Source organism: Mycobacterium sp. URHD0025 (genome assembly GCF_000426065.1).
Classification (GTDB): Bacteria; Actinomycetota; Actinomycetes; order Mycobacteriales; family Mycobacteriaceae; genus Mycobacterium.
This window is the reverse complement of the sequence record NZ_AUEQ01000015.1, coordinates 1-23847: the sequence shown is the minus strand read 5'-3', so window position 1 is coordinate 23847 and position 23847 is coordinate 1. Positions and strand designations below refer to the sequence as shown.

Below are 23847 nucleotides of genomic sequence, written 5' to 3'. Positions count from 1 at the left end.
AAGGTATCCCCATAGCATCCTCCAGGTAATTCTTAGGTTGCTGTCAGTTTCGGTTCGCGAGCTCCGGCGCGACAGCCAGTGTGTCCATAGGAGGCACCACGCATATGGCAGTCCGTCCGCTCGTCACCACAGGCGTCGCACTTCTCAGCGCCGGCGCGCTTGTTGCCGGGACCCCCGCACTGTTCGTACCCCGCGACGAGATCACGATTGCGGCCTCCGCGACGGAAGCTCCTGCGCACAAGACGCTGACGCAAGACCAGATCAACCTGCTGGCGTTCTCGCTGGAAGGTGCGTGGGGCGCGGTCAAGGATGGCTACGGCGCCCAGTACTACACAGGCACGTCCCCGGTCGCCGCATTTGTCGACCTCAAAGGCGAACAACCTGCGGAAGATGCAGCAGACGGCACCAAGCCGATCTACGACTCGCTCGGCAATCAGCTCTACAACCTGGACACCAGCGGGAATCTCACCCCGGCCACCGTTGCCGACGTCAAGAATGGCGGCAGCTTCTACTACAAGAACGAAAACGGCTCCGCTAGCAAGGCCGTCGTCGAAGATCCGGGCAACTGCAGCGCCACCGGCGCGGTGTGCAAGGACGGTTTGTCGGGCCTGCTCTACTACGCCAGCGACAACCTGCTTCCGTTCCTCGGCCCCGTCGACAACATCTACTTCGAGGGCGGCGTGTCTGCTTTCGCGTACATCGGGGCATCGGTCGCCGCCTCGATCGTCGACGAGTTCGACCCGACGCAGCGACTCCAGCTGGCGAAGCGCGTGGACGAGTACTTCACCGGCGGGGTATCGCTGGTGGCGCGCAGCGTGATCAACGACAACCTGCCCGACGATGCGGTGGGCGCGTGGGCGAAGGGCCTCAACAACGCCTACTTCGACGGCGGCATTTCGGGCGCTGTCTCTTACGTCATCGACACCGTGACCGCGCTGACGTCGCCCCCGGAGGAAGCGGCCACAACAGAGGTCACGGAGAAATCTGCGGCGCTTCGCCTGCTGTCGGCCGAGGAGGAGACCGAAGCGACGACGGAGACCGAGCCCGGTTCGGTGAGCTCCCCGAGCGTGCCGAGCATCAGCAAGCTCCTGAGCCTGTCGACGGAGAACATCGAGTCGCCGTTCAAGGCGCCGTCGTCCTCGTTGGCCGCCAAGCTCGGCATCAAGGATCTGGCCAAAACTCAGGTCGCAGATGCCGACAGCTCGACAGAGGATCAGAGCGCGGCGGACGACGCCGCCAAGGGTGACACCGAGACGACGATCCCGGCTACCGAGGTTTCGCAGTCCGAGGAAGCTCAGACGCCCAAGACCCCGAAGTTCGAGCTGCCCAAGCTGCCGAAGCTGAACCTGCCGGAAATCAAAGCGCCACAAAGCAATATCGAGACCACAAAGGTCGAGACCGCCGCCGGCACCGACACCTCGGAGACGGAGACCGAGGCGTCGACGCCTGAGCCTCCGAAGTCCGAAACCGGAACGGCAGCAACCTCGAAGCCTGAGAAGCGGGGCTCTCTGGTTCGTACCGGCTTGGTCGCAACACCAGGCGCTGGAGCGAAGACCGAGCAGAAGAAGTCGGCCGGCGAGAAGTTCGTCGAGAAGGCCGCCAAGGACCTGACGAACGCGTTCAAGCCCAAGACCAAGGCTGGCGCCCAGGAGCACGGCAAGGCCAAGGGTGAGACGAATTCCGGTTCGGGCAATTCCAGTTCGGGCAACGGCGACTCGGGGTCGAGCTCCGGTGACTCGGGCTCCGGCGGTAGCGACAAATAGCATCTGCCTTCACCCAACGGCCCCCTCCAAATCGGAGGGGGCCGTTGCGTTTTCACGTAGTCGGCCGGTCCCTGTGTACCCGCTGTGAATTCTCGTGATCATGTGCCGAACAGCAAATGAACAACGTCGCCAGTACCTATCGCTGCTGTCTGCGGTGGCTTAGCTTGACTGGCGGGCCACCGGCAATGTCAGCCGGATTGGCCCAATTTAGCTGCGGCGCAACGCCAATCACGAGAGGTTACAGGCATGGCAAAACATCGGAAGTTGTCCGATCGATCGGTGCGGGCGCGGACGTTGGTCGGGGGTGTCATCGCGGGCGGTGCATTGGCGGTGGTCTTGCCCACGGGGTTGGCATCAGCTGACTCCAGCGCGTCGGGCGACGCGGTCGGCCGTCCGGCCTTCGACAACCCCGCCCCGGGTGTGCGGGCGGCTCAGGCCGTCGGCGACAAGGTGTTCAACCAGAAGCCCGGCGTCAACAAGACGCTCGACGACAGCCCGATCGGCGAGGTTTACCACACCAATTTCGGTAAGGCGAACTACGCCGACCCCAGCAAGGGCACCAACGGTGCGATCCAGGGGGAGCTGAACGTCAACGCCGGCAAGTACTACTACAACCAGACTCAGAAGTACTCGGACCAGTACCTGGGCAACAAGTTCCTCCCGGACGAGAAGGACCTGCCGGGCACCCTGCCCAAGGCCATCGCCGGGAACGGACCCACCGCCAAGGTGTCGAGCGCCAAGCCTTCCACCTCGAACAAGTCTTTGACCTGCGTGGCCGCCACGAGCTGCAGCCACTGATCTTTCTGCATGGAAGGGGCGGGCCTCCGGGCCCGCCCTTTTTCGTTGGGAGGCAGCGAAATCCAGGTAGCGGGCTACGCGCGCTCGACGCGGTGTACGGGTCGTAGCGTCGAACCGACCGAACTCACGGGAGGGGACAGTAATGACTACATGGGCCATATCGCTGAAGGTTCCGCCACCGCCGGCCGGCGGGTTGGATGCCCAGGAGGAGACCGTGCTGGCGGGGCTGAGGCCCTTCCTCGAGTTTCTGCCGGACCGGCCGTCCACACGTGCCGGTAATGTTCTGGCATTCGATGTGCTCAGCGCCGAGGGCATCCGGCCGGGCAACAGCTATCTGCTGCTCCTCACAGTGGACAACCCGGCGGACAAGAAGTTGGCGCGGATCGCCGAGGAGATCGTCACCGTCTTGCCGGAGGGATCCAGCGCATCGGTGCTGGGCGAGTTCAAATCAGTCCTGCGATCGTCAGCGCAGAAGGCACACGCCTGAGTAGAGGGTGGCGATTTCAGTCGGTCTGGTTGCGGCGCTTCTTGCGTTTGACGCTGACGCTGCCCCACAGCGAGAAACCGCGGATGTGGACACGCGGCGCGCCGGCTGTGCCGTCGCCATTGATGCTCTGATCGAAGTTTCCCATCACGCCCACGCCGTGAAGGTCGACATTCACCTCGGGCGGCACCAGGATGGTCTGTCCGCCGAAGATCGAATAGGAGCGGACATCCACGTCGGGTGCGGTGAAGTCGGCGTAGCGAAGATCGACCACTCCGCCACCGAAGATTGCGAACGTCGTCAACTTCTTGGGGACGTTCCAGCGGCCACGGCGCTCGAACCCGCTCATGATCGCCAGCAGCAGCGTCGAGGGGGCAGGGCGACAGTGGCCGGCCGAACAGTTGACCGCGCCCGGAAGGTCGCGACTCAGCCGCGCCAGATCGTCGTAGGTCTCTGCCGCGTAGGCCTTTGCTAGCCGGTCCTCATACTCGGTCATCGGCAGCCGGCCCGCGGCGGCAGCATCAGTGAGCAGCTGCGCCACCTGAATGCGGTCGGTGTCGGCAGCGCGCATCGACCTGCCCTGCGGCGCTGAAGTGCTCATCGCTGTCGAGCCTACGACTATCGCTGTCACATGCAAGACCGATGGCCGAACTGTGTCGACATGGTTGCGAGAATCGAAGCGGATTGGCCCCGACGACCTATCCGCCGGTGCCCAAATAGTCTTGGAACGATGCGCCGTCAACCGCGTTTTCCGGGGTCAGATTGGCTCCCGACCTGTAACCCGCGACGATGCGGCCGGGGATGGTGAATCTGGCCACGCGACGCACGCTGTTGTGTGCTGAGAGATACATCTGTCCCAATTCTGGGTGAGTGTGAACGCTCGGTCCACCGATGTCCGGCGCCCGCCCGGCCGGTTCTGTATCGATCAAAGAGACCAATCGCGTCGCGACGTCGCGGGTGTCGATGGGCTGAAATCGGACGTCGCGCAGCGTCCATAAAAGGGGTGAGAACCGCTGCACCGAGAACGACTTTTCGATTAGCTCGTGGAACTGGGTGGCACGCAGGATCGTGTGCCCGACACCCGATGTCTCGAGCGCCTGCTCGACCCGCAACTTGGTCTTGTAATAGGGAAGCGGGATGTCGTCGATCCCGACGATCGAGATGTAGATCAGGTGTCCGACGCCCTTGCGTCGTGCGGCCTCGATCAGGTTCCTCGCCGCCTTGACGTCCTTACTGCCGGTGGCCTGGGTGGCGCAGTGAACGACGACATCGACGCCGTCGAGTGCGGTGTCCAAACCGTCGGACTTGAGCAGGTCCGCCTGGTGCCAATGCACGCCCGTATACCCAACCCGATCCCGGCGGCTCAGTGCGCGGACGTGATAACCGGCATCGGTCGCCTCGGGCACCACGTGATGGCCGAGAGTGCCGGTCGCCCCGGTGACGAGCACTGTGCGTGGCATATGGGCCACGCTACCGACGCGTCCCGGGGCTGTCAGCGATTACGCCGCCGCTTTGGCCGCCTTGTCCTTCTTCTCCGTCTTGTCCTTCTTCGTCTGGGACTGCTTCGTCTTCTTCAGGTCCTTGGTGGCGTCCTTGATGTCCTTCGCGGCATCGTCGACCGCACCGCGCACCTTGGCGACCGTTTCCTTGACCGACTTCTTGATGGGATCGCTCGCATCGGCGGCATGGCGTGCCTTGGCCCGTGCCTTCGCCTTGGTCTGCAGCGAGTCCTTGTCCACACCAAGAGCTTTGAGCACGTCCTTGCCCGGAGTGGGCTTGGCATCGCCGTCTTCGGTTTCGGTAGCAGCGGACTTCGGTGCCTCGACATTCAATGTCTGGCGCAAGCTGGCGTTGGAGGGAACGGAGGTGATGGCCTGCTTGGCGGACTGCTTGTCGGTCGCGGATCCGTCGACCTTGAGCATCTTGTCGATGGCGTCCTCGACCTGAGCGTTGATGCCGTCGAGAGCATGAGTGACCGGAGCCAGCCCTTTCTCGACGGCGTCGAAGACAGGGTCGGCACCCTTCTGCACGGCCTCCAGAGCGTCACTCATGGCCTTGGCGGCTGCCACCGTCACGGCGTTCTTCACGATCGGCTCGGAGCTCGCGCCCGGTAGTTTCGCGACCCAGGCGTCCGGATCCAGGGCGTTGGCCTGAATGCCGTCGATCAGAGCGTCGAACACGATCTCATTGGCGGCCAGCCGCTGCGTCGGGGTGAGCGGGGAGTGCCACAGGTAGGCCTGCTCGCCGGCCTCGTTGAACGTCCGCTCCAACGTGTTGGGGTCCACGTCCTGGTATCCCATGTTCACCATCTTCCGGAGGGCGTCTTCGACGCTGTCGGTGAGCGGTGTTGGGATGTCAACGCCTGGAACAAGATTGGCGAGATGCGGGATGACGCGGAACGGCTCGAGCAGGGGGAGGTTGCCCGAGTCGTAGGTGATGTAGGTGGCGTTGCCGGGGAAGTCGAGGACGTTCACGTTGAAGAGCTTCAGCAAGTCGCCGAGGACCGGGATCATCTGCAGGCCCTGGCCGCCGGTCGGGTCGATCATCACCTTGACACCGTCGGCGATTCCGGTGACCAACTTCGGCAGCACATGCGTGCCGATGTTGTTGTCCTCGTCGGGCAGGAGGTATGTCAAGAACACCCCCGCTGCGGCTGAGTTGGCCCAGGCCAGGGGATTCAGCGTGGTGGGCGCATCCGACAGGGGGTTGTAGGCCCAGGTGATGTCGAGGATCGAGGTGTTGAGGACTTTGGTCTTGTCCGGGTTCGTGTAGCTGCCGGCGTCCGGCGTGGTGAGGTTCACCCCGAACAGATTGGTGAAAGGGGTTGCCAGTGCGAACAATCCGCCGCCCGGACGGCTGACGTTGTTGACCATGATCAGCCACTGCCCGGTGACGCCGACGCCCCATTCCGGGTCGTCGGACTGCACCGCATTGATCATGTCGCGGTAGGCCAACGATGTGGTGAGACCGCCCAGGCTCTCGGACAAGATGACGGCGCGGCGCTGATTCAGGACGGGGGCGTGTTTGGCGATCCAATTGATGAACGCATTGTTGTCGCCGAGCCCGAACATCTTGGAAAGCCCGGTGAAGGTGTAGTCCAGCCCATTGACGGCGTCGTACACGTCGCTCGGCATCGGGCCCTTCACACCGGCCTCGATCGGCGAGATGGCGTCGAGCAGGTTCAGCAGCCCAATGACGGTGTCGGCCAACGCCGTATTGCCGGTCAATCCGCCGGCAGCCTGGATCACATTCTCGGGCGTGATCCCGAGGGCCTGCGCGGTCCAGAAGATCGGGCCGACCCCGTAGATCCCGACGATGTCGGGGATCTTGCCGACGTCGTTCGAGGCCGCCGCGACCAGCTCGACATCCGCTTGCGCGCTCCGGTTGTGGGCGGCCAACGCCTCCGGCGCCGAGGATGCGACGCCTGCGGTCAACGCGGCCGTAGTAGCAATGACCGCTGCCGTGGTGGCAGCGGTCTTGGCCATGGACAGACGGGCAGGAGTGGGCTGTGACAACAAGCGCGCCGCCTTTGAATTGTGATGTGGCTGACAATTGCTCGCATACTTTAGCAACTGTTTTTTCGCGCGCGGCAAATTTGCCCAGATAGCGATCTTGTGCGCAAAAATCGGTAGCGCGTGCTACGGAATCCGTCGTCGCTAGATCGACATCGTGGGCTGGACGGAGAGATTCGCCCGGGGTTCAACGTGGAGTCGCGGCAACTCGATCCGTGGACTGCGGCCTGCTGCCGTTGCGGTGTCTGCGGAGGGTTGACCGAAACTTCTGGTTGCCGCGGGCGCCCCCGCGGAACGTGTGGGTCCAGGGCCGCGGCCGGCCCTGGACCGTCGGACACGTACCTCAGGCGGGCGCAGCCTCCTGCGCCCCAGCGGGAATCAGGCCGAGCTGTTGCAGCATGCCCAAAGTGTCCCAGGTGACCCAGCTTTCGGCGATCTTGCCGTCCTCGATCCGGTCGATGTCGGTCAGGTTGATCCGGCTGTGCTTGCCGGTGGCGGGCCGGCCCATGATCTCGCCCGTGTTGTCTCCCTGTGCTTCGATCATCGTGCACACATAGTCGCCTTCGGCGATCTGCATCTTGATGTCGAATCGCATGTTGGAGAACGACTTCCGATACATGCCCATGAGGCTTTTCATGTGTTCGGGGCCGCGCTGGTCGCCGAACGGATCCTGCGTGTCGTGAAAGGCGGTACCGGGAGCGACGAGATCGTCGAGCTCGCTCAAGTCGCCGGAGGCAAATACCTCCCATATGCGTCGGGAAATCGCCTTGTTCTTGTCATCGGCCATGATTCAGGCCTTTCGAGGGAACCGCACGGCAGAGGACGTCCGCAAGGAAACGGTAGAGCCGCTGTCGGAGATCCGACAGGCATACCGTTGCGGTTGCTGCCGCTGGCAATTACCACCGCTCGCACGGGTAGTGGCTGACCAGTGTGATTCCCGCCAGTCATGTCGCGAGGCACATCAGTTTGGCTTAGCCGCTCAGGGTGCTGTGGGCCGGATCGGTGAGGTGATGCGGCATGCCGGCAGCTCCGTCGACGTGCTCATGGCATGCGGAAACTTTAGTTCAACAAGCGTTGACCTATTGGCAGAATTCGGCGTACCGTCAAAGTTCAACAACCGTTGAAGAAGGAGGTTTCGAGATGGCTCAACGACGACTCTGGTGGCGGCACACGCTCTCGGTGCTGATCGCCCCGGCGACAATGACGGTGTTCATCCCGGCTGTGATCATGGCGCTCACCGGCGTCGAAGCTCCCGACCTGACTACGACGTCGGGTCTGCTGCTCGCCATCGCCGGCGCGGCGTTGATCGGGTTCGGGCTGTGGTTCTTGGTGTGGACCGTGATCCTGTTCGACCGCATCGGCAAGGGAGCGCTGGCCATCGGGTCACCGGTCAACCTGGTGGTGGAAGGGCCCTACCGGCACGTCCGCAACCCGATGATGACGGCGGTGTTCTGCATCCAGCTCGGTACCGCGGTCGCCACGGCCTCGCCGTGGTTGTACGGCTGGTTCGCACTGTTCTGCACGCTGGTTGTGATTGCGATCCCGGTCTTCGAGGAACCGCATCTGCGCCGGCGATTCGGCGCCCAATACGACGAATTCCGGGGCAATGTCCCGCGGTGGATTCCGCGCCCGACCGCGTGGGTTCCACAGCGCGCCGGCTCGGTGCAGTAGCGCCTTACTCCTGGGCGGAGACGTGCGGAATCTCAGCTGGTCCAGTTCGGGGGGCGCTTCTGCAGGAACGCCATCATCCCTTCGCGTGCCTCGTCAGACACGAACAACTCCGCCGACTGCTGGGTCAAATCCTCGGCCAGCTCATCGAACCCACGCAGGATCGAGGCAGTCGTCAGTGCCTTCGACTTGGCCAGCCCCTGCGGCGAGCCTTTCGCGATCTCGGCCGCCAGCGCGGCGACGGCATCGGCGACATCGTCGGCCGACACCGTGATCAACCCGATCTCGGCCGCCTCGGCGGCGCCGAATTTCTCCCCGGTGACGAAGTAGCGTCCCGCCGCCCGCGGTGACATCTTCGGTAGCAGCGTCAGCGAAATGATCGACGGCGCAACGCCGATGCGTGCCTCGGTGAGCGCGAACGTACTCTGCGGCCCTGCGACGACGAGATCGCACGCGCCGACGAGTCCCATCCCGCCGGCCCGCACATGCCCGTCGATCGCGCCGATCACCGGAACCGGCAACTCCAGGATGGCCCGCAGCAGCTTGGTCATCTCGCGGGCGCGGTCCACGGCGATGTCGCCGGGATCTTGACCGGCGGCCTCGCTGAGATCAGCTCCTGCGCAGAAGGTCCCACCGGTGTGCCCCAGAACCACCACGCGAACTCCCGGTTCGGCGGCGGCATCGGCGAAGCCCTGGAGCAACTGCTCGACCAGCACCGTGGACAACGCGTTGCGGTTGTGTGGGGAGTCCAGTGTCAACCGGGCGACGTTGCCGTCGACCGTGTAGTGAACGAGCGTGGTCATCAGTAAGACCGGGGCAGGCCCAGGGAGGTCTGCGCGACGAAGTTCAGGATCATCTCCCGGCTCACAGGCGCGATGCGGGCCAGCTTGGATGCCGTGACCGCGGCGGCGATGCCGTACTCCTTGGTCAGGCCGTTGCCGCCGAGAGACTGCACGGCCTGATCGACCGCCCGCACCGATGCCTCACCCGCGGCGTACTTGGCCATGTTGGCTGCCTCGGCCGCGCCGAAGTCGTCGCCGGCGTCATACAGCGTCGCAGCCTTCTGCATCATCAGCTTGGCCAGTTCCACCTCGATGTGGTTCTGCGCCAGCGGATGCGAGATACCTTGGTGCGAGCCGATCGGCACCTTCCAGACCTGGCGCGTCTTCACATAGTCGACCGCCTTGTCGATGGCGAAGCGACCGACGCCCACCGCGCTGGCCGCACCCATGATGCGTTCGGGGTTCAACCCGGCGAACAGCTGCGCGATCGCGGCATCTTCCGAACCCACCAGCGCATCGGCGGGCAGCCGGACGTCGTCCAGGAACACCTGGAACTGGCTCTCCGGGCTGATGATCTCCATCTCGATCTTGGTCCAGCTCAAGCCCGGGGTGTCGGTCGGGATGACGAACAGTGCCGGCTTGAGATTTCCGGTCTTGTGGTCCTCGGTGCGGCCGACGACGAGCACAGCCTGTGCCTGATCGATACCGGAGATGAACGTCTTCTGGCCCTTGATGATCCAGTCGCTGCCATCTTTGCGGGCCGTCGTGGTGATGCGGTGGCTGTTGGAACCCGCGTCAGGCTCGGTGATCGCGAAGGCCATGGTGATCGACCCGTCGGCAATACCGGGAATCCAGCGCTTCTTTTGTTCCTCGGTGCCGAACTTGGAGATGATCGTGCCGTTGATCGCGGGGGAGACCACCATCATCAGCAGCGCCGACCCGGCCGCCGACATCTCTTCCATCACCATGGACAGCTCGTACATGCCGGCGCCGCCACCACCGTACTCCTCGGGCAGGTTCACCCCGATGAAGCCGAGTTTGCCTGCCTCGTTCCACAATTCGGTGGTGTGCTGGCCGGAGCGAGCCTTCTCCAGGTAGTAGTCCTGCCCGTAGTTGGCGGCCATCGCGGCCACCGCCTGGCGCAGAGCCTTCTGTTCCTCGGTCTCGATGAAACTCATGATTGTTCTCCTTCAGCTGTCTCTACTCGGGCAAGTACGGCACCGACTTCGACCTGTTGGCCCGCGGCGACATTGAGTTCGGCCAGCACCCCGTCTTCGGGTGCGGCGATGGTGTGCTCCATCTTCATGGCTTCCAGCCAGATCAGTGGTTGTCCGGCCGTGACGGTGTCGCCGACGGCAGCACCGACCCGCACCACGGAACCGGGCATCGGTGCCAGCAGTGATCCGTGTGCGACCGCGTCGTCCGGATCGGGGAAGCGGGGCTGCGCGGTGAGGTGCACGGGGCCGAGCGGGCAGTCAACGAAAACCTGATCGCCGTACCAGGCCACGTCGAACGAGCGGTCCACGCCGTTGACGGCGAGCACCACCCGATCCGGAGTCGCCGACACCAGGGAAACCCCGTCATCGTCGGGTAGCTCGACACCGGTGCGGGTGAACCGGTAGCGCACGGGGACGTCATCACCCGCGGCATCGCGGTAGGTCCGGGACTGGTAGCCCGAGGCCAGGTTGCGCCAACCGCTGGGCGCGGCGGCGAAAACCTTTGCGCTGGCGCGGTTGTGCGCGGCGTCAGCCAATGCGGCGGCAATGGCCGAGAGCGTCACCGCGCCCGCATCGGCCAGCGGTGCGGCCAACGCGTCGAGCCCGTGCGTATCGAAGAACGCCGTGTCCGTGGCGCCGTCGATGAATGCCGGATGCCGCAGGACGTTCACCAGCAGATCGCGGTTGGTGCGCAGGCCGTGAATTCTGGTGCGGGCCAACGCGTCGGCGAGCACGGTCGCGGCCTGACGGCGCGTCGGTGCATAGGAGATGACCTTGGCGAGCATGGGATCGTAGAAGATCGACACCACCGAGCCGTCCTCGATGCCGGTGTCGACGCGGACCTGCCCTGGAACGGCGAACCGGTGCACCGTGCCGGCCTGCGGCTGCCAGCCCTTGGCCGGATCCTCGGCGTAGAGCCGGGCCTCGATGGCCGAGCCTTTTGCCGACGGGGGCTCAGTGTCCAGCCGGCCGCCGTCGGCAACCTCGATCTGCAGCTCGACCAGATCGAGTCCGGTGGTGGCCTCGGTGACCGGATGCTCCACCTGCAGACGGGTGTTCATCTCAAGGAAGAAGAAGTCACCGCGCTCGTCCGCCATGAACTCGACCGTCCCCGCACCGGCGTAGCCGATCGCCCCGGCGGCCAGCCGGGCCGCATCGAACAACTTCTCCCGCATGCCCGCGGTGCGCTCCACGAGAGGCGACGGAGCCTCCTCGATGACCTTCTGATGGCGACGCTGAATCGAGCATTCGCGCTCGCCGACCGCCCACACGGTGCCGTGCTGATCGGCCATGACCTGCACCTCGACGTGGTGACCTGCGGCCAGGTAGCGCTCACAGAACACGGTCGGATCACCGAACGCCGACTGCGCCTCGCGCTGGGCCGCGGCCACTTCGCTTGGTAGATCCGCCAATTCGCGCACGACCCGCATACCGCGGCCACCGCCACCGGCCGAGGCCTTCACCAGGACCGGTAGCTGATCGGCCGTCACGGTCGACGGGTCGAGCTCGGTCAGCACCGGAACGCCGGCCGCGGCCATCATCTTCTTGGCCTCGATCTTGGAGCCCATGGCCTGCACGGCGTTCACCGGCGGACCGATCCAGGTCAGCCCGGCATCGATCACCGCTGCGGCGAAATCGGCGTTCTCCGAGAGGAATCCGTAACCGGGATGAATCGCGTCGGCACCGGACGCCTTGGCGGCGGCGATGATCTGCGCCGAGTCGAGGTAGCCGTTGTTGCCCTCGAGCCGCACGCGGGCGTCAGCCTCGGCGACGTGCGGGGACGCGGCGTCAGGGTCGGTGTAGACCGCGACGGTGCCGATACCCAGGCGGCGGCAGGTCTCGAAGACCCTCCTGGCGATCTCGCCGCGGTTGGCAACCAGAACTCTCGTAATCATTGTCGCGCTCACATCCTGAAGACGCCGAAGTTCGACGTCCCCTCGATCGGGCCATTCGCTATGGCGGACAAGCACATTCCCAGCACGGTGCGGGTATCGCGAGGGTCGATCACCCCGTCGTCGTACAACCGGCCGGACAGGAACATCGGCAGCGACTCGGCTTCGATCTGCGCCTCGACCGCTGCTCGCAGCGCGGCGTCGGCGGCCTCGTCGACCACCTGGCCCCGGGCCTCCGCGGCCGCGCGGCTGACGATCGAGAGCACCCCGGCCAGCTGGGTACCACCCATCACCGCGGATTTCGACGACGGCCACGCGAACAGGAAGCGCGGGTCATAGGCTCGCCCGCACATGCCGTAATGGCCTGCGCCGTAGGAGGCGCCGAGCAGCAGCGAGATGTGCGGCACCGTGGAGTTCGACACCGCGTTGATCATCATCGAGCCGTGCTTGATCATGCCGCCCTCTTCGTACTGCTTACCCACCATGTATCCGGTGGTGTTGTGCAGGAACAGAAGTGGGGTGTCGGACCGGTTGGCCAGCTGGATGAACTGCGTGGCCTTCTGCGACTCCTCGCTGAACAGCACGCCGCGGGCGTTGGCCAGGATTCCGACCGGGTACCCGTACAGAGTGGCCCATCCCGTCACCAGGGAGGACCCGTACAGCGGCTTGAACTCGTCGAAATCCGAGCCGTCGACGATGCGGGCGATCACATCGCGCGGGTCGAACGGGATCCGCAGATCGGCGGGCACGATGCCGATGAGCTCCTCCGGGTCGAACTTCGGCTCGACCACCGGCGCGGGTGCGGGTCCCTTCTTGCGCCAGTTCAGCCGGGCCACGATGCGCCGCCCGATCCGGATCGCGTCGAGCTCGTCATTGGCCAGGTAGTCACCGAGACCCGAAGTGCGGGCATGCATCTCGGCCCCGCCCAGCGACTCGTCGTCGGACTCCTCGCCGGTGGCCATCTTGACCAGCGGCGGCCCGGCCAGGAAAACCTTGGAGCGTTCCTTGATCATCACCACGTGATCGGACATGCCCGGCACGTACGCGCCACCGGCGGTCGAGTTGCCGAACACCAGCGCGATGGTCGGGATGCCCGCCGCCGACAGCCGGGTCAGGTCGCGGAACATCTGCCCGCCCGGGATGAAGATCTCCTTCTGCGTCGGCAGATCGGCGCCGCCGGACTCCACGAGGGAGACCACCGGCAGCCGGTTCTCCATCGCGATCTGGTTGGCGCGCAGGATCTTCTTGAGCGTCCACGGGTTGCTGGTGCCGCCCTTGACCGTCGGATCATTGGCGACGATGAGGCACTCGACACCTTCGACGGCGCCGATCCCGCAGACGACGCTGGCGCCCACGGTGAAATCACTGCCCCACGCGGCCAGTGGGCTCAGCTCCAGGAACGGTGCGTCGGCATCCAGCAGCAGCTCGACGCGCTCGCGCGCGGTGAGCTTGCCGCGGCCGTGATGGCGGTCCACATACTTGGGCCCGCCGCCGGCCAGTGCCTTGGCATGCTCGGCGTCGAGCTCGGCCAGCTTGGTGGCCATCACCTCGGCGGCGTCGGTGAAACCCGGTGAGGCCGGGTCGACCGTCGATTTCAGGGTCGTCATGACTGGAATCCCAACGTCTTTGCGGCCAAGGAGGTCAGGATCTCGGTGGTCCCGCCGCCGATCCCGAGGATGCGCATGTCACGGTACTGGCGCTCGACCTCCGACTCGGCCATGTAGCCCATGCCGCCGAACAACTGCACGGCCTGGTTGGCGACCCATTCGCCGGTCTCCACCGCGGTGTTCTTGGCGAAGCACACCTCGGTGATCAGATTTGTCTCTCCGGCGAGCTGCCGCTCCACCACATGGCGGGTGTACACCCGGGCCACGTCGATTCGGCGGGCCATCTCGGCGAGCGTGTTCTGTACCGATTGCCGGGCGATCAGCGGCTTTCCGAAGGTTTCGCGGTTGCGGCACCACTCGACGGTCAGGTCCAGGCAGCGCTGCGCACTGGCGTAGGCCTGCACGGCCAAGCCCACCCGCTCGGAAACGAACGCGGCCGCGATCTGGAAGAAGCCGGAGTTCTCCGTGCCGATCAAGTTGGCCACCGGCACCCGCGCGTCGGTGTAGGACAGCTCGGCGGTATCGCTTGAGCGCCAACCCATCTTGTCGAGCTTGCGGCTGACCTCGAATCCCGGCGTGCCCTTGTCCACGACGATCAGGGAGACGCCCGCCGCACCGGGACCGCCGGTGCGAGATGCGGTGACGACGTAATCCGCCCGCACGCCCGAGGTGATGTAGGTCTTGGCGCCGTTGAGGATGTAGTCATCCCCGTCGCGGGTGGCTTTTGTGGTCAGGTGCCCGACGTCGGAGCCGCCGCCGGGTTCGGTGATGGCCAGCGATCCGATGAGGTCTCCGCGCAGCGTGGGCTTCACGTACGTCTCGATGAGGCGTTCATCGCCGGAGGCGATCATGTGCGGCACGGCGATGCCGCAGGTGAACAGCGACGCGAACACACCACCGGGCGAGCCCGCGTAATGCATTTCCTCGCAGATGATCACGGCGTCGGCCCCGTCACCGCCGCCACCGCCGGCCGACTCGGGGAAATTGGCGCCGAGCAGGCCGGCCTCGCCGGCCTTGCGGTGAAGCTCGCGTGGCAGCTCACCGGTGCGTTCCCACTCGGCTGCGTGCGGCAGCACCTCACGCTCGGCGAAACTGCGCACGGTCTTGCGCAACGCCTCACGCTCGGGTGAAGTCCAGATGCTCATTTGATGAGTTCCTCCGGGATGTCGAGATGACGGCTGCGCAACCATTCGCCCAGCCCCTTGGCCTGCGGATCGAATCGGGCTTGATACGCGACGCCCTGGCCGAGAATGCCTTCGATCACAAAGTTCACCGCCCGCAGGTTCGGCAGCAGGTGCCGGGTGACAGGCAGATCGGCTGTCTCGGGCAACAATTCACGAAGCTTGTCGACGGTCAGTGTGTGGGCCAGCCAGCGCCACTGCTCGTCGCCGCGCACCCATACGCCGACATTGGCCGAGCCGCCCTTGTCACCGCTGCGGGCGCCGGCGATGGTGCCCAGCGCCGCTCGGCGAGTGGGGCCCGCGGGAACTGGCTCGGGTAGGTCCGGATCGGAAACCGGTGACAGATCGAGGGTCTCGCTCGCGGGAGAGATGTCGACACGGGTGCCATCGGCGTGTACGGCGATGTGCGGGACCTCGGACGCGTCGACGTAGCCGGGTACGAACACGCCGTAGACCTGACCGTCCCCGGGCGGTGCGGTGGTGGTGAAGCCCGGATAGCTGGCCAGGGCGAGTTCCACTCCCGCCGAAGAGAATTGGCGTCCGACGACGTTGGGATCGGGATCGCGTACCACACAGTGCAGCAGCGCACTGGCGGTCTCCTCGGTTTCGGCATCGGGATGGTCGGTGCGGGCCAGCGTCCAATCCAGTTCGGCCGGGCGGACTTTCAGGCCAGCTTCCAACTGGCTGCGCACCAGCTCGGCCTTGGCCTCGATGTCCAGGCCCGTCAACACGAATGTGGCGGCGTTGCGGAAACCGCCGATGCTGTTGCACGACACCTTCAGCGTCCGCGGCGGGGCCTCACCCGTCACGCCGGAGATCCGCACGCGGTCGGTGCCGTCCTGGCTCAACTGCAGAGAATCCACGCGCAGCGTCGCATCGGGATTGGCGTAGCGCGCGCCCGTGATCTCGTAGAGCAGCTGCGCGGTGACCGTGCCGACGCTGACCTGCCCGCCGGTGCCCGCATGTTTGGTGATCACCGAGGAGCCATCGGAGGAGATCTCTGCGATCGGAAAGCCCGGGCGGGACAGATCCGGAATCTCTGCGAAGAACGAGTAATTGCCGCCGGTGGCTTGAGTGCCGCACTCGATCACGTGACCGGCGGCCACCGCCCCGGCCAGCGCGTCGTAATCGGTGCTCTTCCAGCCGAAGTGCGCCGCCGCGGGCCCGACGATCACCGAAGCGTCCGTGACCCGGCCCGTCACCACGACGTCGGCACCGGAATTCAGGCAGTCGACGATGCCCCACGCGCCAAGGTAGGCGTTGGCGGCAAGGGGTGTGCCCAGGCCCAGCTCGGAAGCCCGGGCCACCAGATCGTCGCCCTCGACATGGGCGACGTTGACGTCGAGGCCCAGGCGTTCGGCCAGTGCCCGAACTGCGGCGGCCAGCCCCGCGGGGTTCAGCCCGCCGGCGTTGGCCACGATCTTCACGCCCTTGTCCAGCGCCAGCCCGAGTGACTGCTCAAGCTGGATCAGGAACGTCTTGGCGTAGCCGCGGTCGGGGTTCTTGGCCCGGTCGCGGGCCAGGATCAGCATGGTGAGTTCGGCGAGATAATCGCCGGTCAGATAGTCCAGCTCGCCACCGGTGAGCATGTCGTGCATCGCTGAGAGCCGGTCGCCGTAAAAACCCGAACAGTTGCCGATGCGAACCGCACCAGTCCCTGAAGACACACGCACTCCCGTCGACGCTGACATGGGGACCAACCAACCGGTAGGTTAGCGGGTACCGCCGGTCCCACGTCAAGGGGTGCCGGGCCCGGGTCCACGCACCAGATTGCATCCAGGGACGGAATCAGGCGGCGATTTGTCCCTGAATGCAATTTGGATGCCAGCCGCGGCTGCGCAGCGCCTGCTCAACCCGCGCGAGGACGTCGACGATGTTGTCTTCGGCGATCACGCGGATGACGATCCAGCCCAGGGCTTCCAGCGTCCGCAAGGTCTTCTGGTCCTGCACATAACGCTTGCGGTCGGACTGGTGGAACATGCCGTCGTAGTTCACGCCGACACCAAACTGTTCCCAGCCCATGTCCAACTTCGCGACGATGCTGGCGCGTCCTTGCATCACCACGATCTGGGTCCTCTCGGGCGGCATTCCGGCGTCGGTCAATCGCAGACGCAACCACGTTTCGCGCGGAGAATCGGCGCCCGCGTCGACCAAGGGCAACGCCGTCTTGAGGGCGCGGATCCCTCGGACACTCGGGTAGCGCTCAATGAGCGGGGTGACGTCGTCGACTGTGACCTGGAGAGTCCACGCCAAAGCGTCGATGCGGGCGACCGCGTCATCGCGTGGGAGGTGACGGCCCAGGTCGAACACGGTCCGCGCCGGTGTGGTCACCGGCAGCCCGACCACTCGTTTGACCTCGTCGGCGGCGAGGGTCTCGTTGCGCACGATCAATCCGCTGGGTGGGCGGCCGTTGCGCCAGACGAGTTCGATGGGGATGTCCGCGTCGACGTACGCCGCCCCGTGCAGCGCTGACGCGGCGACTCCGGCGACCACGGCCCGGCGCCCCGACCAGAGCCATGCTCCGATGGTTCGGTCGCGCAGCGTCGGTTCGTCCGGCGCATACACGTCGGGGAAAATCCGTTGGTAGTGACGCCTGAGGTCGTTGCGCGTCACAAGGCCTTTGGCCAACGCTTCACTGCCGATCAACACCCCGCCCATTTCGGCATGCTCGCACCCCGCACCGACAAGGCATCGAGATTGACGTCAGGGATCGATCCCGCCGGCTTTTGGTGCGTGGATGCAATCTCGGTGGGGCGCCGTGCCGGGCAGTGGGGTTTTTGGGGTGGGCTGGTGTCGAGATTGAAGTCAGGGATCGATCCGGCCGGGTTTTGGTGCGTGGATGCAATCTCGGTGGCGCGCCGGGCCGGGCTGTCGGGTTTTGGGGTGGGCTGGTGTCGAGATTGAAGTGAGGGACGGAATCGCGTGGGTTTTGGTGCGTGGGTGCAATCTCGGTAACGGGCTGGCCGGACTGTCGGGTTTTTTGGGGTGGGCTGGTGTCGAGATTGAAGTGAGGGACGGAATCGCGTGGCTTTTGGTGCGTGGATGCAATCTCGGTGGACCGCCCCGCCTACCCCGCCCCGACGGCCCCGGCCGCACCGTTTTGGAGCCGACGCAGGTCAACCGCTACTCTGTAGGGCAGTCGTCTGCCGCTGCGATGCGCGCGGCAACCCCCAAAGCAAGGAGATGCACGTCATGGCTGTGCCCAAGCGCAGAATGTCGCGCGCGAACACCCGTAGCCGGCGCGCGCAGTGGAAGGCCGAGGCCACCGGTCTCGTCGGCGTCAATGTCGCCGGTCAGCAGCACAAGGTGCCGCGCCGTCTGCTCAAGGCCGCCCGTCTGGGCCTTGTCGACCTCGACAAGCGCTAGAACCCGCAGACACCTTTTCAAAAAGCGCTATCACTCGGTGATAGCGCTTTTTGTCGTGCTCAGGGTGGTTTGAGACCCGCAAAAACCCTCGGCAAATTTGCGGCGCGCCTCTCAGCCCTCTCTCAGACAGCGGGTTGAAACTGGGGCAGTGCGCATACTTGTCGTTGACGACGATCGCGCTGTGCGCGAATCCCTGCGCCGGTCGCTTTCATTCAATGGTTATTCCGTCGAGCTCGCCCAGGATGGGGTCGAAGCGCTCGAGGCGATTTCCAATGACCGGCCTGACGCTGTGGTTCTTGATGTGATGATGCCGCGGCTGGACGGCCTGGAGGTGTGCCGGCAGCTACGTAGCACGGGTGACGATCTGCCGATCCTCGTGCTGACGGCCCGCGACTCGGTCTCCGAGCGGGTGGCCGGGCTGGACGCAGGCGCCGACGACTACCTGCCGAAACCGTTCGCGCTCGAGGAGCTGCTGGCGCGGATGCGGGCGTTGCTGCGCCGGACCGTCAACGATGACGGCACCGATTCCCAGAAGATGTCCTTCTCGGACCTCACCCTGGACCCGGTGACCCGCGAGGTGACCCGCGGCGATCGTCAGATCAGCCTCACGCGCACCGAGTTCTCCCTGCTCGAGATGCTGATCGCCAACCCGCGGCGGGTACTGACCCGTAGCCGCATCCTCGAAGAGGTGTGGGGTTTCGATTTCCCGACCTCGGGCAACGCCCTCGAGGTGTACATCGGCTACCTGCGCCGCAAGACCGAGGCCGAAGGCGAGCCCCGGTTGATCCACACCGTGCGCGGCGTCGGCTACGTGCTGCGCGAAACGCCCCCCTGATTTGATGGCGCTCACCCCCGACTTCGGACGGCCCGCCGTCGCTGACCCTGAACGGCCCGCCGTCGTGAACACGTGGCGATCCGCCGCCAACCTCCGCAACACCAGCTCGCTGTCACTGCGCTGGCGCGTGATGATGCTCGCGATGTCGATGGTGGCCATGGTGGTCGTCCTGATGGCCGTCGCTGTCTACGCCGTCGTCTCACGCGCCCTCTACGACGACCTCGACAACCAGCTACACAGCCGCGCCCGGTTGCTGATCGAGAGCGGATCGCTGGCCGCCGACCCCGGCAAGGCAATCGAGGGCACCGCCTACTCCGACGTCAACGCGATGCTGGTGATCCCGGGCCGGTCCATCTACACGGCCAACCAACAGGGCCAGATGCTGCCGCTGGGCAAGCCCGAGAAAGACGTCATCTCCGGCGAACTCCTGATGTCACTGCGCACCGCCAACCATCAGCGGGTGCTCGCGGTGCACCTGGCCAACGGCAGCTCCCTGCTGATCTCCAAGAGCCTGGCGCCCACTGTCCAAGTGTTGAGACGGTTGGGCACGGTGCTGCTCATCGTCGGCGGCGTCGGGGTGGCGGTGGCCGCCATGGCCGGCGGCGCGGTGGCCAGAGCCGGGCTCAGACCGGTGGGCAGACTCACCGAAGCCGCCGAGCGGGTGGCGCGGACGGACGACCTGCGACCCATCCCGGTGGTGGGCAGCGACGAGCTGGCCCGGCTCACCGAGGCGTTCAACATGATGCTCCGGGCACTGGCCGAATCGAGGGAACGCCAGTCCAGGCTGGTCTCGGATGCCGGGCACGAACTCCGGACGCCGCTGACCTCGCTGCGCACCAATGTCGAACTGCTGATGGCCTCACAGGCGCCCGGGGCACCTCCGCTGCCCAAGGACGAGATGATCGGGCTGCAACAGGATGTGATCGCCCAGATCGAAGAGCTCTCCACCCTGGTCGGCGACCTCGTCGATCTCACCCGCGACGACGCAGGCGGCATCACGCCGGAGCCTGTCGACATGTCGGAGGTGGTCGACCGCAGCCTGGAACGGGTCCGGCGGCGCCGCAACGACATCGAATTCGATGTCGACGTCGTCGGCTGGCAGGTGTTCGGCGACGCACCCGGGCTGGGCCGCGCCGTGCTCAACCTGCTCGACAACGCCGCAAAGTGGAGTCCGGCCGGAGGACGCGTCGGCGTGCGGTTGCACCAGGTCGATCCGACGCACGCCGAACTGGTGGTGTCCGACCACGGGCCAGGCATCCCGCCGGACGAACGCCGGCTGGTGTTCGAGCGCTTCTACCGCTCGGATGCCGCGAGGGCGATGCCGGGATCCGGCCTCGGATTGGCTATCGTCCAGCAGGTGGTGCTCAAACACGGTGGCGCACTGCGGATTGACGAGACCGTGCCGGGGGGCACACCACCGGGGGCTTCGTTCCACATGGTGTTGCCCGGGCAGCCCATCCCCAATGGAGATGCGACGCATATGCCGCAGGCCGGCAATGAGCACGCTGTCGGTGCGGAGAAAAGGTGAGACAGTTAAATCGGTCGGGGGACCGGTCACGGATGGATCGGAAATCTCTAAGTGGATTCTCAGCCCATCTGGGCAACCTGAGTGACCACAGCTTCGTTTGACGGAGTGAGAGATACGAGGGTTGGACAAACGGGTCGGACCGGGCCGGCGTCAGCGGCCGGCGGACCTTTTACAAGAGAAGAGCACGCAGCACAATGACGAACCACCCGAGGTACCCCCAACAGCCGGAGCAGCACTCCGGCGGCGTTGCCCCCGGATACGCCGGTGCGCGTCCCGATCCATACCAGCAGCAGCCGTACGACTGGCGCTACGCGCGTCAGCAGCCGCAGCAGCCGCAGCAGACTCAGCAGCACTCGACACACCAGACGCAGCAGCACCAGACCAACCAGCACCAGACCAGCCAGCACCAATCCCAGCAGCAGGCGTACCGCGCGCCGTATGACCCCTACCGGATTCCGGCCGGCCCGCAGCCCGTCCCGGCCAAGAAGCGCTCCAGAGCAGGCCTGGCCGCCGGGGCGCTCGCCGTGGCAGTGGTCTCGGCCGGCATCGGCGGCGGTGTCGCGACGCTGGTGCACGACGACCACCCGCGATTCGGCTCCCAGGGTCTCGGCGCCGCGCCGACTGTCCCCGCCGCTGCGTTGCCCCCCGGTTCGGTGGAACAGGTGGCGGCCAAGGTGGTGCCGAGTGTGGTCAAGCTCGAGACCGATCTGGGTCGCGCCTCGGAGGAGGGCTCGGGCATCATCCTCACCGGCGACGGCCTCATCCTGACCAACAACCACGTCGTGCAGGCCGCCAAGCCGGGCGGGCCCGCCGCGGCACCGATCCCCGGCGGGGCGCCGACCGGCGCCCAGACCAAGGTGACGTTCTCCGACGGGACCACCAAGTCGTTCACCGTCGTCGGCACCGATCCCAGCAGTGACATCGCCGTCGTGCGTGCGCAGGACGTCTCAGGTCTCACCCCCATCAGCCTGGGCTCGTCGGCCAACCTCCGGGTGGGCCAGGACGTCGTCGCGATCGGGTCGCCACTGGGGCTGGAAGGCACCGTCACCACCGGCATCATCAGTGCGTTGAACCGTCCGGTCGCGGCCGGCGGCGACACCCGCAACCAGAACACCGTGCTCGACGCCATCCAGACCGACGCCGCGATCAACCCGGGCAACTCCGGCGGGGCGCTGGTCAACATGAACGGCGAACTGGTCGGGATCAACTCGGCGATCGCCACCATGGGCGGGGATTCGGCTCAGGCCCAGAGCGGATCGATCGGACTGGGCTTCGCGATCCCGGTGGATCAGGCCAAGCGCATCGCCGATGAGCTGATCCAGAGCGGCACCGCCTCGCATGCCTCGCTCGGTGTGCAGGTGGCCAATGACAAGACAAGTGACGGCGCCAAGATCGTCGAGGTCACCAACGGCGGTGCCGCCGCGGCGGCAGGTCTGCCCAGCGGCGTCGTGGTGACCAAGGTCGACGACCGGGTGATCGGCAGCGCCGACGCACTCGTCGCGGCGGTGCGGTCGAAGGCCCCTGGTGACAAGGTCACGCTGACCTTCCTGGACCAGGGTGGCAAGCCGCAGACCGTCGAGGTGACTCTGGGCAGGGCCGAGCAGTGAGCACGGTGATCGGGTCCGACGGGATCACCACCCTCCGTCTGGCTACACCGTTGTCTGCCGCCGGATATACGGTTGCAGGCATGGAACAACCAGGGGAGTTGGTGGGCCGGGCGCTCGTCGTCGTGGTGGACGATCGCACCGCGCATGGCGAGGAAGACCACAGCGGTCCGTTGGTCACGGAATTGTTGGGTGAGGCCGGCTTCGTCGTCGACGGAGTGGTGGTCGTGGCCGCTGACGAGGTCGAGATCCGTAATGCCTTGAACACCGCGGTGATCGGCGGGGTCGATCTGGTGGTGTCGGTGGGCGGGACGGGCGTGACGCCGCGCGATGTCACGCCGGAGGCCACTCTCGACATCCTCGACCGCGAGCTGCTCGGCATCGCCGAGGCGCTGCGGGCATCGGGGCTCTCGGCCGGGATCCCGGACGCCGGGCTGTCCCGCGGTCTGTGTGGCGTGTCGGGCAGCACGTTGGTGGTCAACATCGCCGGATCACGCGCTGCGGTCCGCGACGGTATGGCCACCCTCGGGCCACTGGCCGCCCAAGTTATAGGCCAGCTATCAAGTTTGGAGATCTGAACAACATCGGAACGGCGGCCACCGGCCGCCGTTTCTTTTTCCAGGCGGATGTCACGCTGACCGACGCTGCTGGTTAAGAGCGGGTTAACTGTTGTTGCAGCACCGCCTACGATGAGATGTGATCTTCGTCACAAAGGGAATGTGCGATGCCTGAAGCGAACAAAGCGTCCCGCGACGCAGTTAACAAGATTTTCGGCGATGCCCTCCCGGACATCGCTCCCGACGAACGCGACACCGCTTCGCCGGACGACGAAGCCGACCGCGACCGGTGGTTGAGGAACAACATTCCGCCGCATCATCAATGAATAGGTGAATGGCCTGTAAGAGCCCGAAACCTGTACCCCGCGCCGTGGTCCGGACCTCAGTTTGTTAACGAGGCGAACGGCATCACAGCATTGCCCCGTGGCTCAAGGCGCAGCGTCGTGGCGTAGTGCCCAATCTCCCAGCCGGGTTCCAGCAAATTTTGATCGAGCGATCGTATGCAGCCTCACCGATATGTGCTTGCGTTGCCGCCCCGATGGGCTCCCGTTATGTTCCTCGTGTCAACGATGAGCATTACGTAAGAGCCATGTGTGGGATTTCTAATCCGCGTCACATGTAGGTCTTGCGGGGCGATACGGTCTGCGGGGGCCGGGACGCCGACCACAAACGGTGAGCCTTCGGGCGCCGGCGATATAGCTAGGGAGAACATGAAGGCATTCAGTCGGGTGCTGGTCGCGATGGTGGCAACCATTGCGGCGCTTTTTACGAGCACGGGCACTTCTCATGCGGGTCTGGACAATGAACTGAGCCTGGTCGATGGTCAGGACCGGACTCTGACCGTTCAGCAGTGGGACACCTTCCTCAATGGTGTGTTCCCGTTGGACCGCAACCGGCTGACCCGTGAGTGGTTCCATTCCGGTCGGGCCAAGTATCACGTCGAGGGCGCCGGGGCCGAGGACTTCGAGGGCACCTTGGAGCTGGGTTACCAGATCGGCTTCCCGTGGTCGCTGGGTGTGGGGATCAACTTCTCCTACACGACCCCCAACATCC

Annotated in this window: 22 protein-coding genes; 11 read left to right on the top strand and 11 right to left on the bottom strand. The window is 65.5% G+C overall.

Annotated elements, in window-relative coordinates; translation table 11 throughout:
- Positions 1–104 precede the first annotated feature (104 nt).
- The 3 genes from H977_RS0123200 to H977_RS0123190 all read left to right on the top strand — a co-directional run bounded on the left by H977_RS0123200 (position 105) and on the right by H977_RS0123190 (position 3048).
- Positions 105–1763 carry a hypothetical protein gene (locus H977_RS0123200; protein ID WP_029110108.1) on the top strand — a complete coding sequence of 553 codons (1659 nt, stop codon included), beginning with the start codon at positions 105–107 and terminating at the stop codon, positions 1761–1763.
- A gap of 246 nt (positions 1764–2009) precedes the next feature.
- Complete coding sequence (locus tag H977_RS0123195) at positions 2010–2561, top strand: hypothetical protein (protein ID WP_155946793.1); 552 nt, start codon at positions 2010–2012, stop codon at positions 2559–2561.
- A gap of 142 nt (positions 2562–2703) precedes the next feature.
- Positions 2704–3048, top strand: coding sequence for a hypothetical protein (locus H977_RS0123190; RefSeq protein ID WP_029110106.1), 345 nt, complete (start codon positions 2704–2706; stop codon positions 3046–3048).
- A 16-nt stretch (positions 3049–3064) separates the two neighbouring features.
- Here the strand turns inward: H977_RS0123190 and H977_RS0123185 are convergent, their stop codons facing one another.
- The 4 genes from H977_RS0123185 to H977_RS0123170 form a co-directional block, all read right to left on the bottom strand.
- Positions 3065–3646: a DUF1707 SHOCT-like domain-containing protein gene (locus H977_RS0123185; RefSeq protein ID WP_029110105.1), complete on the bottom strand. Its 582-nt coding sequence runs from the start codon at positions 3644–3646 to the stop codon at positions 3065–3067.
- 97 nt (positions 3647–3743) lie between these two features.
- Positions 3744–4505, bottom strand: a complete 762-nt coding sequence (locus H977_RS0123180; protein ID WP_029110104.1) for an SDR family oxidoreductase — start codon at positions 4503–4505, stop codon at positions 3744–3746.
- A gap of 39 nt (positions 4506–4544) precedes the next feature.
- Entirely contained in the window at positions 4545–6530 is a 1986-nt protein-coding gene (locus tag H977_RS0123175) for an alpha/beta hydrolase family protein (protein WP_231396048.1), read from the bottom strand.
- Positions 6531–6900: 370 nt separating this feature from the next.
- Positions 6901–7344 (bottom strand): ester cyclase, encoded by a 444-nt coding sequence (locus tag H977_RS0123170; protein WP_029110102.1) that lies wholly within the window; start codon positions 7342–7344, stop codon positions 6901–6903.
- A gap of 353 nt (positions 7345–7697) precedes the next feature.
- On the opposite strand from H977_RS0123170, the gene H977_RS0123165 reads away from it, so the two are divergent.
- On the top strand, positions 7698–8228 hold the full coding sequence (locus H977_RS0123165; protein ID WP_029110101.1) for a methyltransferase family protein: 531 nt from the start codon (positions 7698–7700) through the stop codon (positions 8226–8228).
- Positions 8229–8260: 32 nt separating this feature from the next.
- On the opposite strand, the gene H977_RS0123160 is transcribed toward H977_RS0123165, so the two are convergent.
- The 7 genes from H977_RS0123160 to H977_RS0123130 all read right to left on the bottom strand — a co-directional run bounded on the left by H977_RS0123160 (position 8261) and on the right by H977_RS0123130 (position 17562).
- Positions 8261–9028: an enoyl-CoA hydratase family protein gene (locus tag H977_RS0123160; RefSeq protein WP_029110100.1), complete on the bottom strand. Its 768-nt coding sequence runs from the start codon at positions 9026–9028 to the stop codon at positions 8261–8263.
- Positions 9028–10185, bottom strand: a complete 1158-nt coding sequence (locus H977_RS0123155) for an acyl-CoA dehydrogenase family protein (RefSeq protein WP_029110099.1) — start codon at positions 10183–10185, stop codon at positions 9028–9030. Before H977_RS0123155 ends, H977_RS0123160 begins: the two co-directional genes overlap by 1 nt.
- Entirely contained in the window at positions 10182–12119 is a 1938-nt protein-coding gene (locus H977_RS0123150) for an ATP-binding protein (protein WP_029110098.1), read from the bottom strand. Before H977_RS0123150 ends, H977_RS0123155 begins: the two co-directional genes overlap by 4 nt.
- Positions 12120–12127: 8 nt before the next feature.
- Positions 12128–13723, bottom strand: coding sequence for an acyl-CoA carboxylase subunit beta (locus H977_RS0123145; protein WP_029110097.1), 1596 nt, complete (start codon positions 13721–13723; stop codon positions 12128–12130).
- Positions 13720–14868: an acyl-CoA dehydrogenase family protein gene (locus H977_RS0123140; RefSeq protein ID WP_029110096.1), complete on the bottom strand. Its 1149-nt coding sequence runs from the start codon at positions 14866–14868 to the stop codon at positions 13720–13722. Before H977_RS0123140 ends, H977_RS0123145 begins: the two co-directional genes overlap by 4 nt.
- Positions 14865–16571, bottom strand: a complete 1707-nt coding sequence (locus H977_RS0123135; protein ID WP_029110095.1) for an acyclic terpene utilization AtuA family protein — start codon at positions 16569–16571, stop codon at positions 14865–14867. Before H977_RS0123135 ends, H977_RS0123140 begins: the two co-directional genes overlap by 4 nt.
- A 121-nt stretch (positions 16572–16692) precedes the next feature.
- Positions 16693–17562 carry a type IV toxin-antitoxin system AbiEi family antitoxin gene (locus tag H977_RS0123130; RefSeq protein WP_029110094.1) on the bottom strand — a complete coding sequence of 290 codons (870 nt, stop codon included), beginning with the start codon at positions 17560–17562 and terminating at the stop codon, positions 16693–16695.
- 534 nt (positions 17563–18096) lie between these two features.
- Between H977_RS0123130 and rpmF the strand changes: the two genes are divergently transcribed.
- The 7 genes from rpmF to H977_RS0123095 form a co-directional block, all read left to right on the top strand.
- Positions 18097–18270 carry a 50S ribosomal protein L32 gene (gene rpmF / locus H977_RS0123125; RefSeq protein WP_003885704.1) on the top strand — a complete coding sequence of 58 codons (174 nt, stop codon included), beginning with the start codon at positions 18097–18099 and terminating at the stop codon, positions 18268–18270.
- Between the two features lie 148 nt (positions 18271–18418).
- Complete coding sequence (locus tag H977_RS0123120; protein WP_029110093.1) at positions 18419–19105, top strand: response regulator transcription factor; 687 nt, start codon at positions 18419–18421, stop codon at positions 19103–19105.
- Between the two features lie 4 nt (positions 19106–19109).
- Complete coding sequence (locus tag H977_RS33750; RefSeq protein WP_231396047.1) at positions 19110–20633, top strand: sensor histidine kinase; 1524 nt, start codon at positions 19110–19112, stop codon at positions 20631–20633.
- 194 nt (positions 20634–20827) lie between these two features.
- Positions 20828–22240 carry a S1C family serine protease gene (locus H977_RS0123110; RefSeq protein WP_029110092.1) on the top strand — a complete coding sequence of 471 codons (1413 nt, stop codon included), beginning with the start codon at positions 20828–20830 and terminating at the stop codon, positions 22238–22240.
- An 80-nt stretch (positions 22241–22320) separates the two neighbouring features.
- Positions 22321–22815, top strand: a complete 495-nt coding sequence (locus H977_RS0123105; RefSeq protein WP_039324636.1) for a MogA/MoaB family molybdenum cofactor biosynthesis protein — start codon at positions 22321–22323, stop codon at positions 22813–22815.
- A 146-nt stretch (positions 22816–22961) separates the two neighbouring features.
- Entirely contained in the window at positions 22962–23120 is a 159-nt protein-coding gene (locus tag H977_RS35675; RefSeq protein ID WP_196808309.1) for a hypothetical protein, read from the top strand.
- A 384-nt stretch (positions 23121–23504) separates the two neighbouring features.
- Positions 23505–23847: MspA family porin (locus H977_RS0123095; RefSeq protein ID WP_029110090.1), on the top strand; the 343-nt coding region annotated here is incomplete at its 3' end.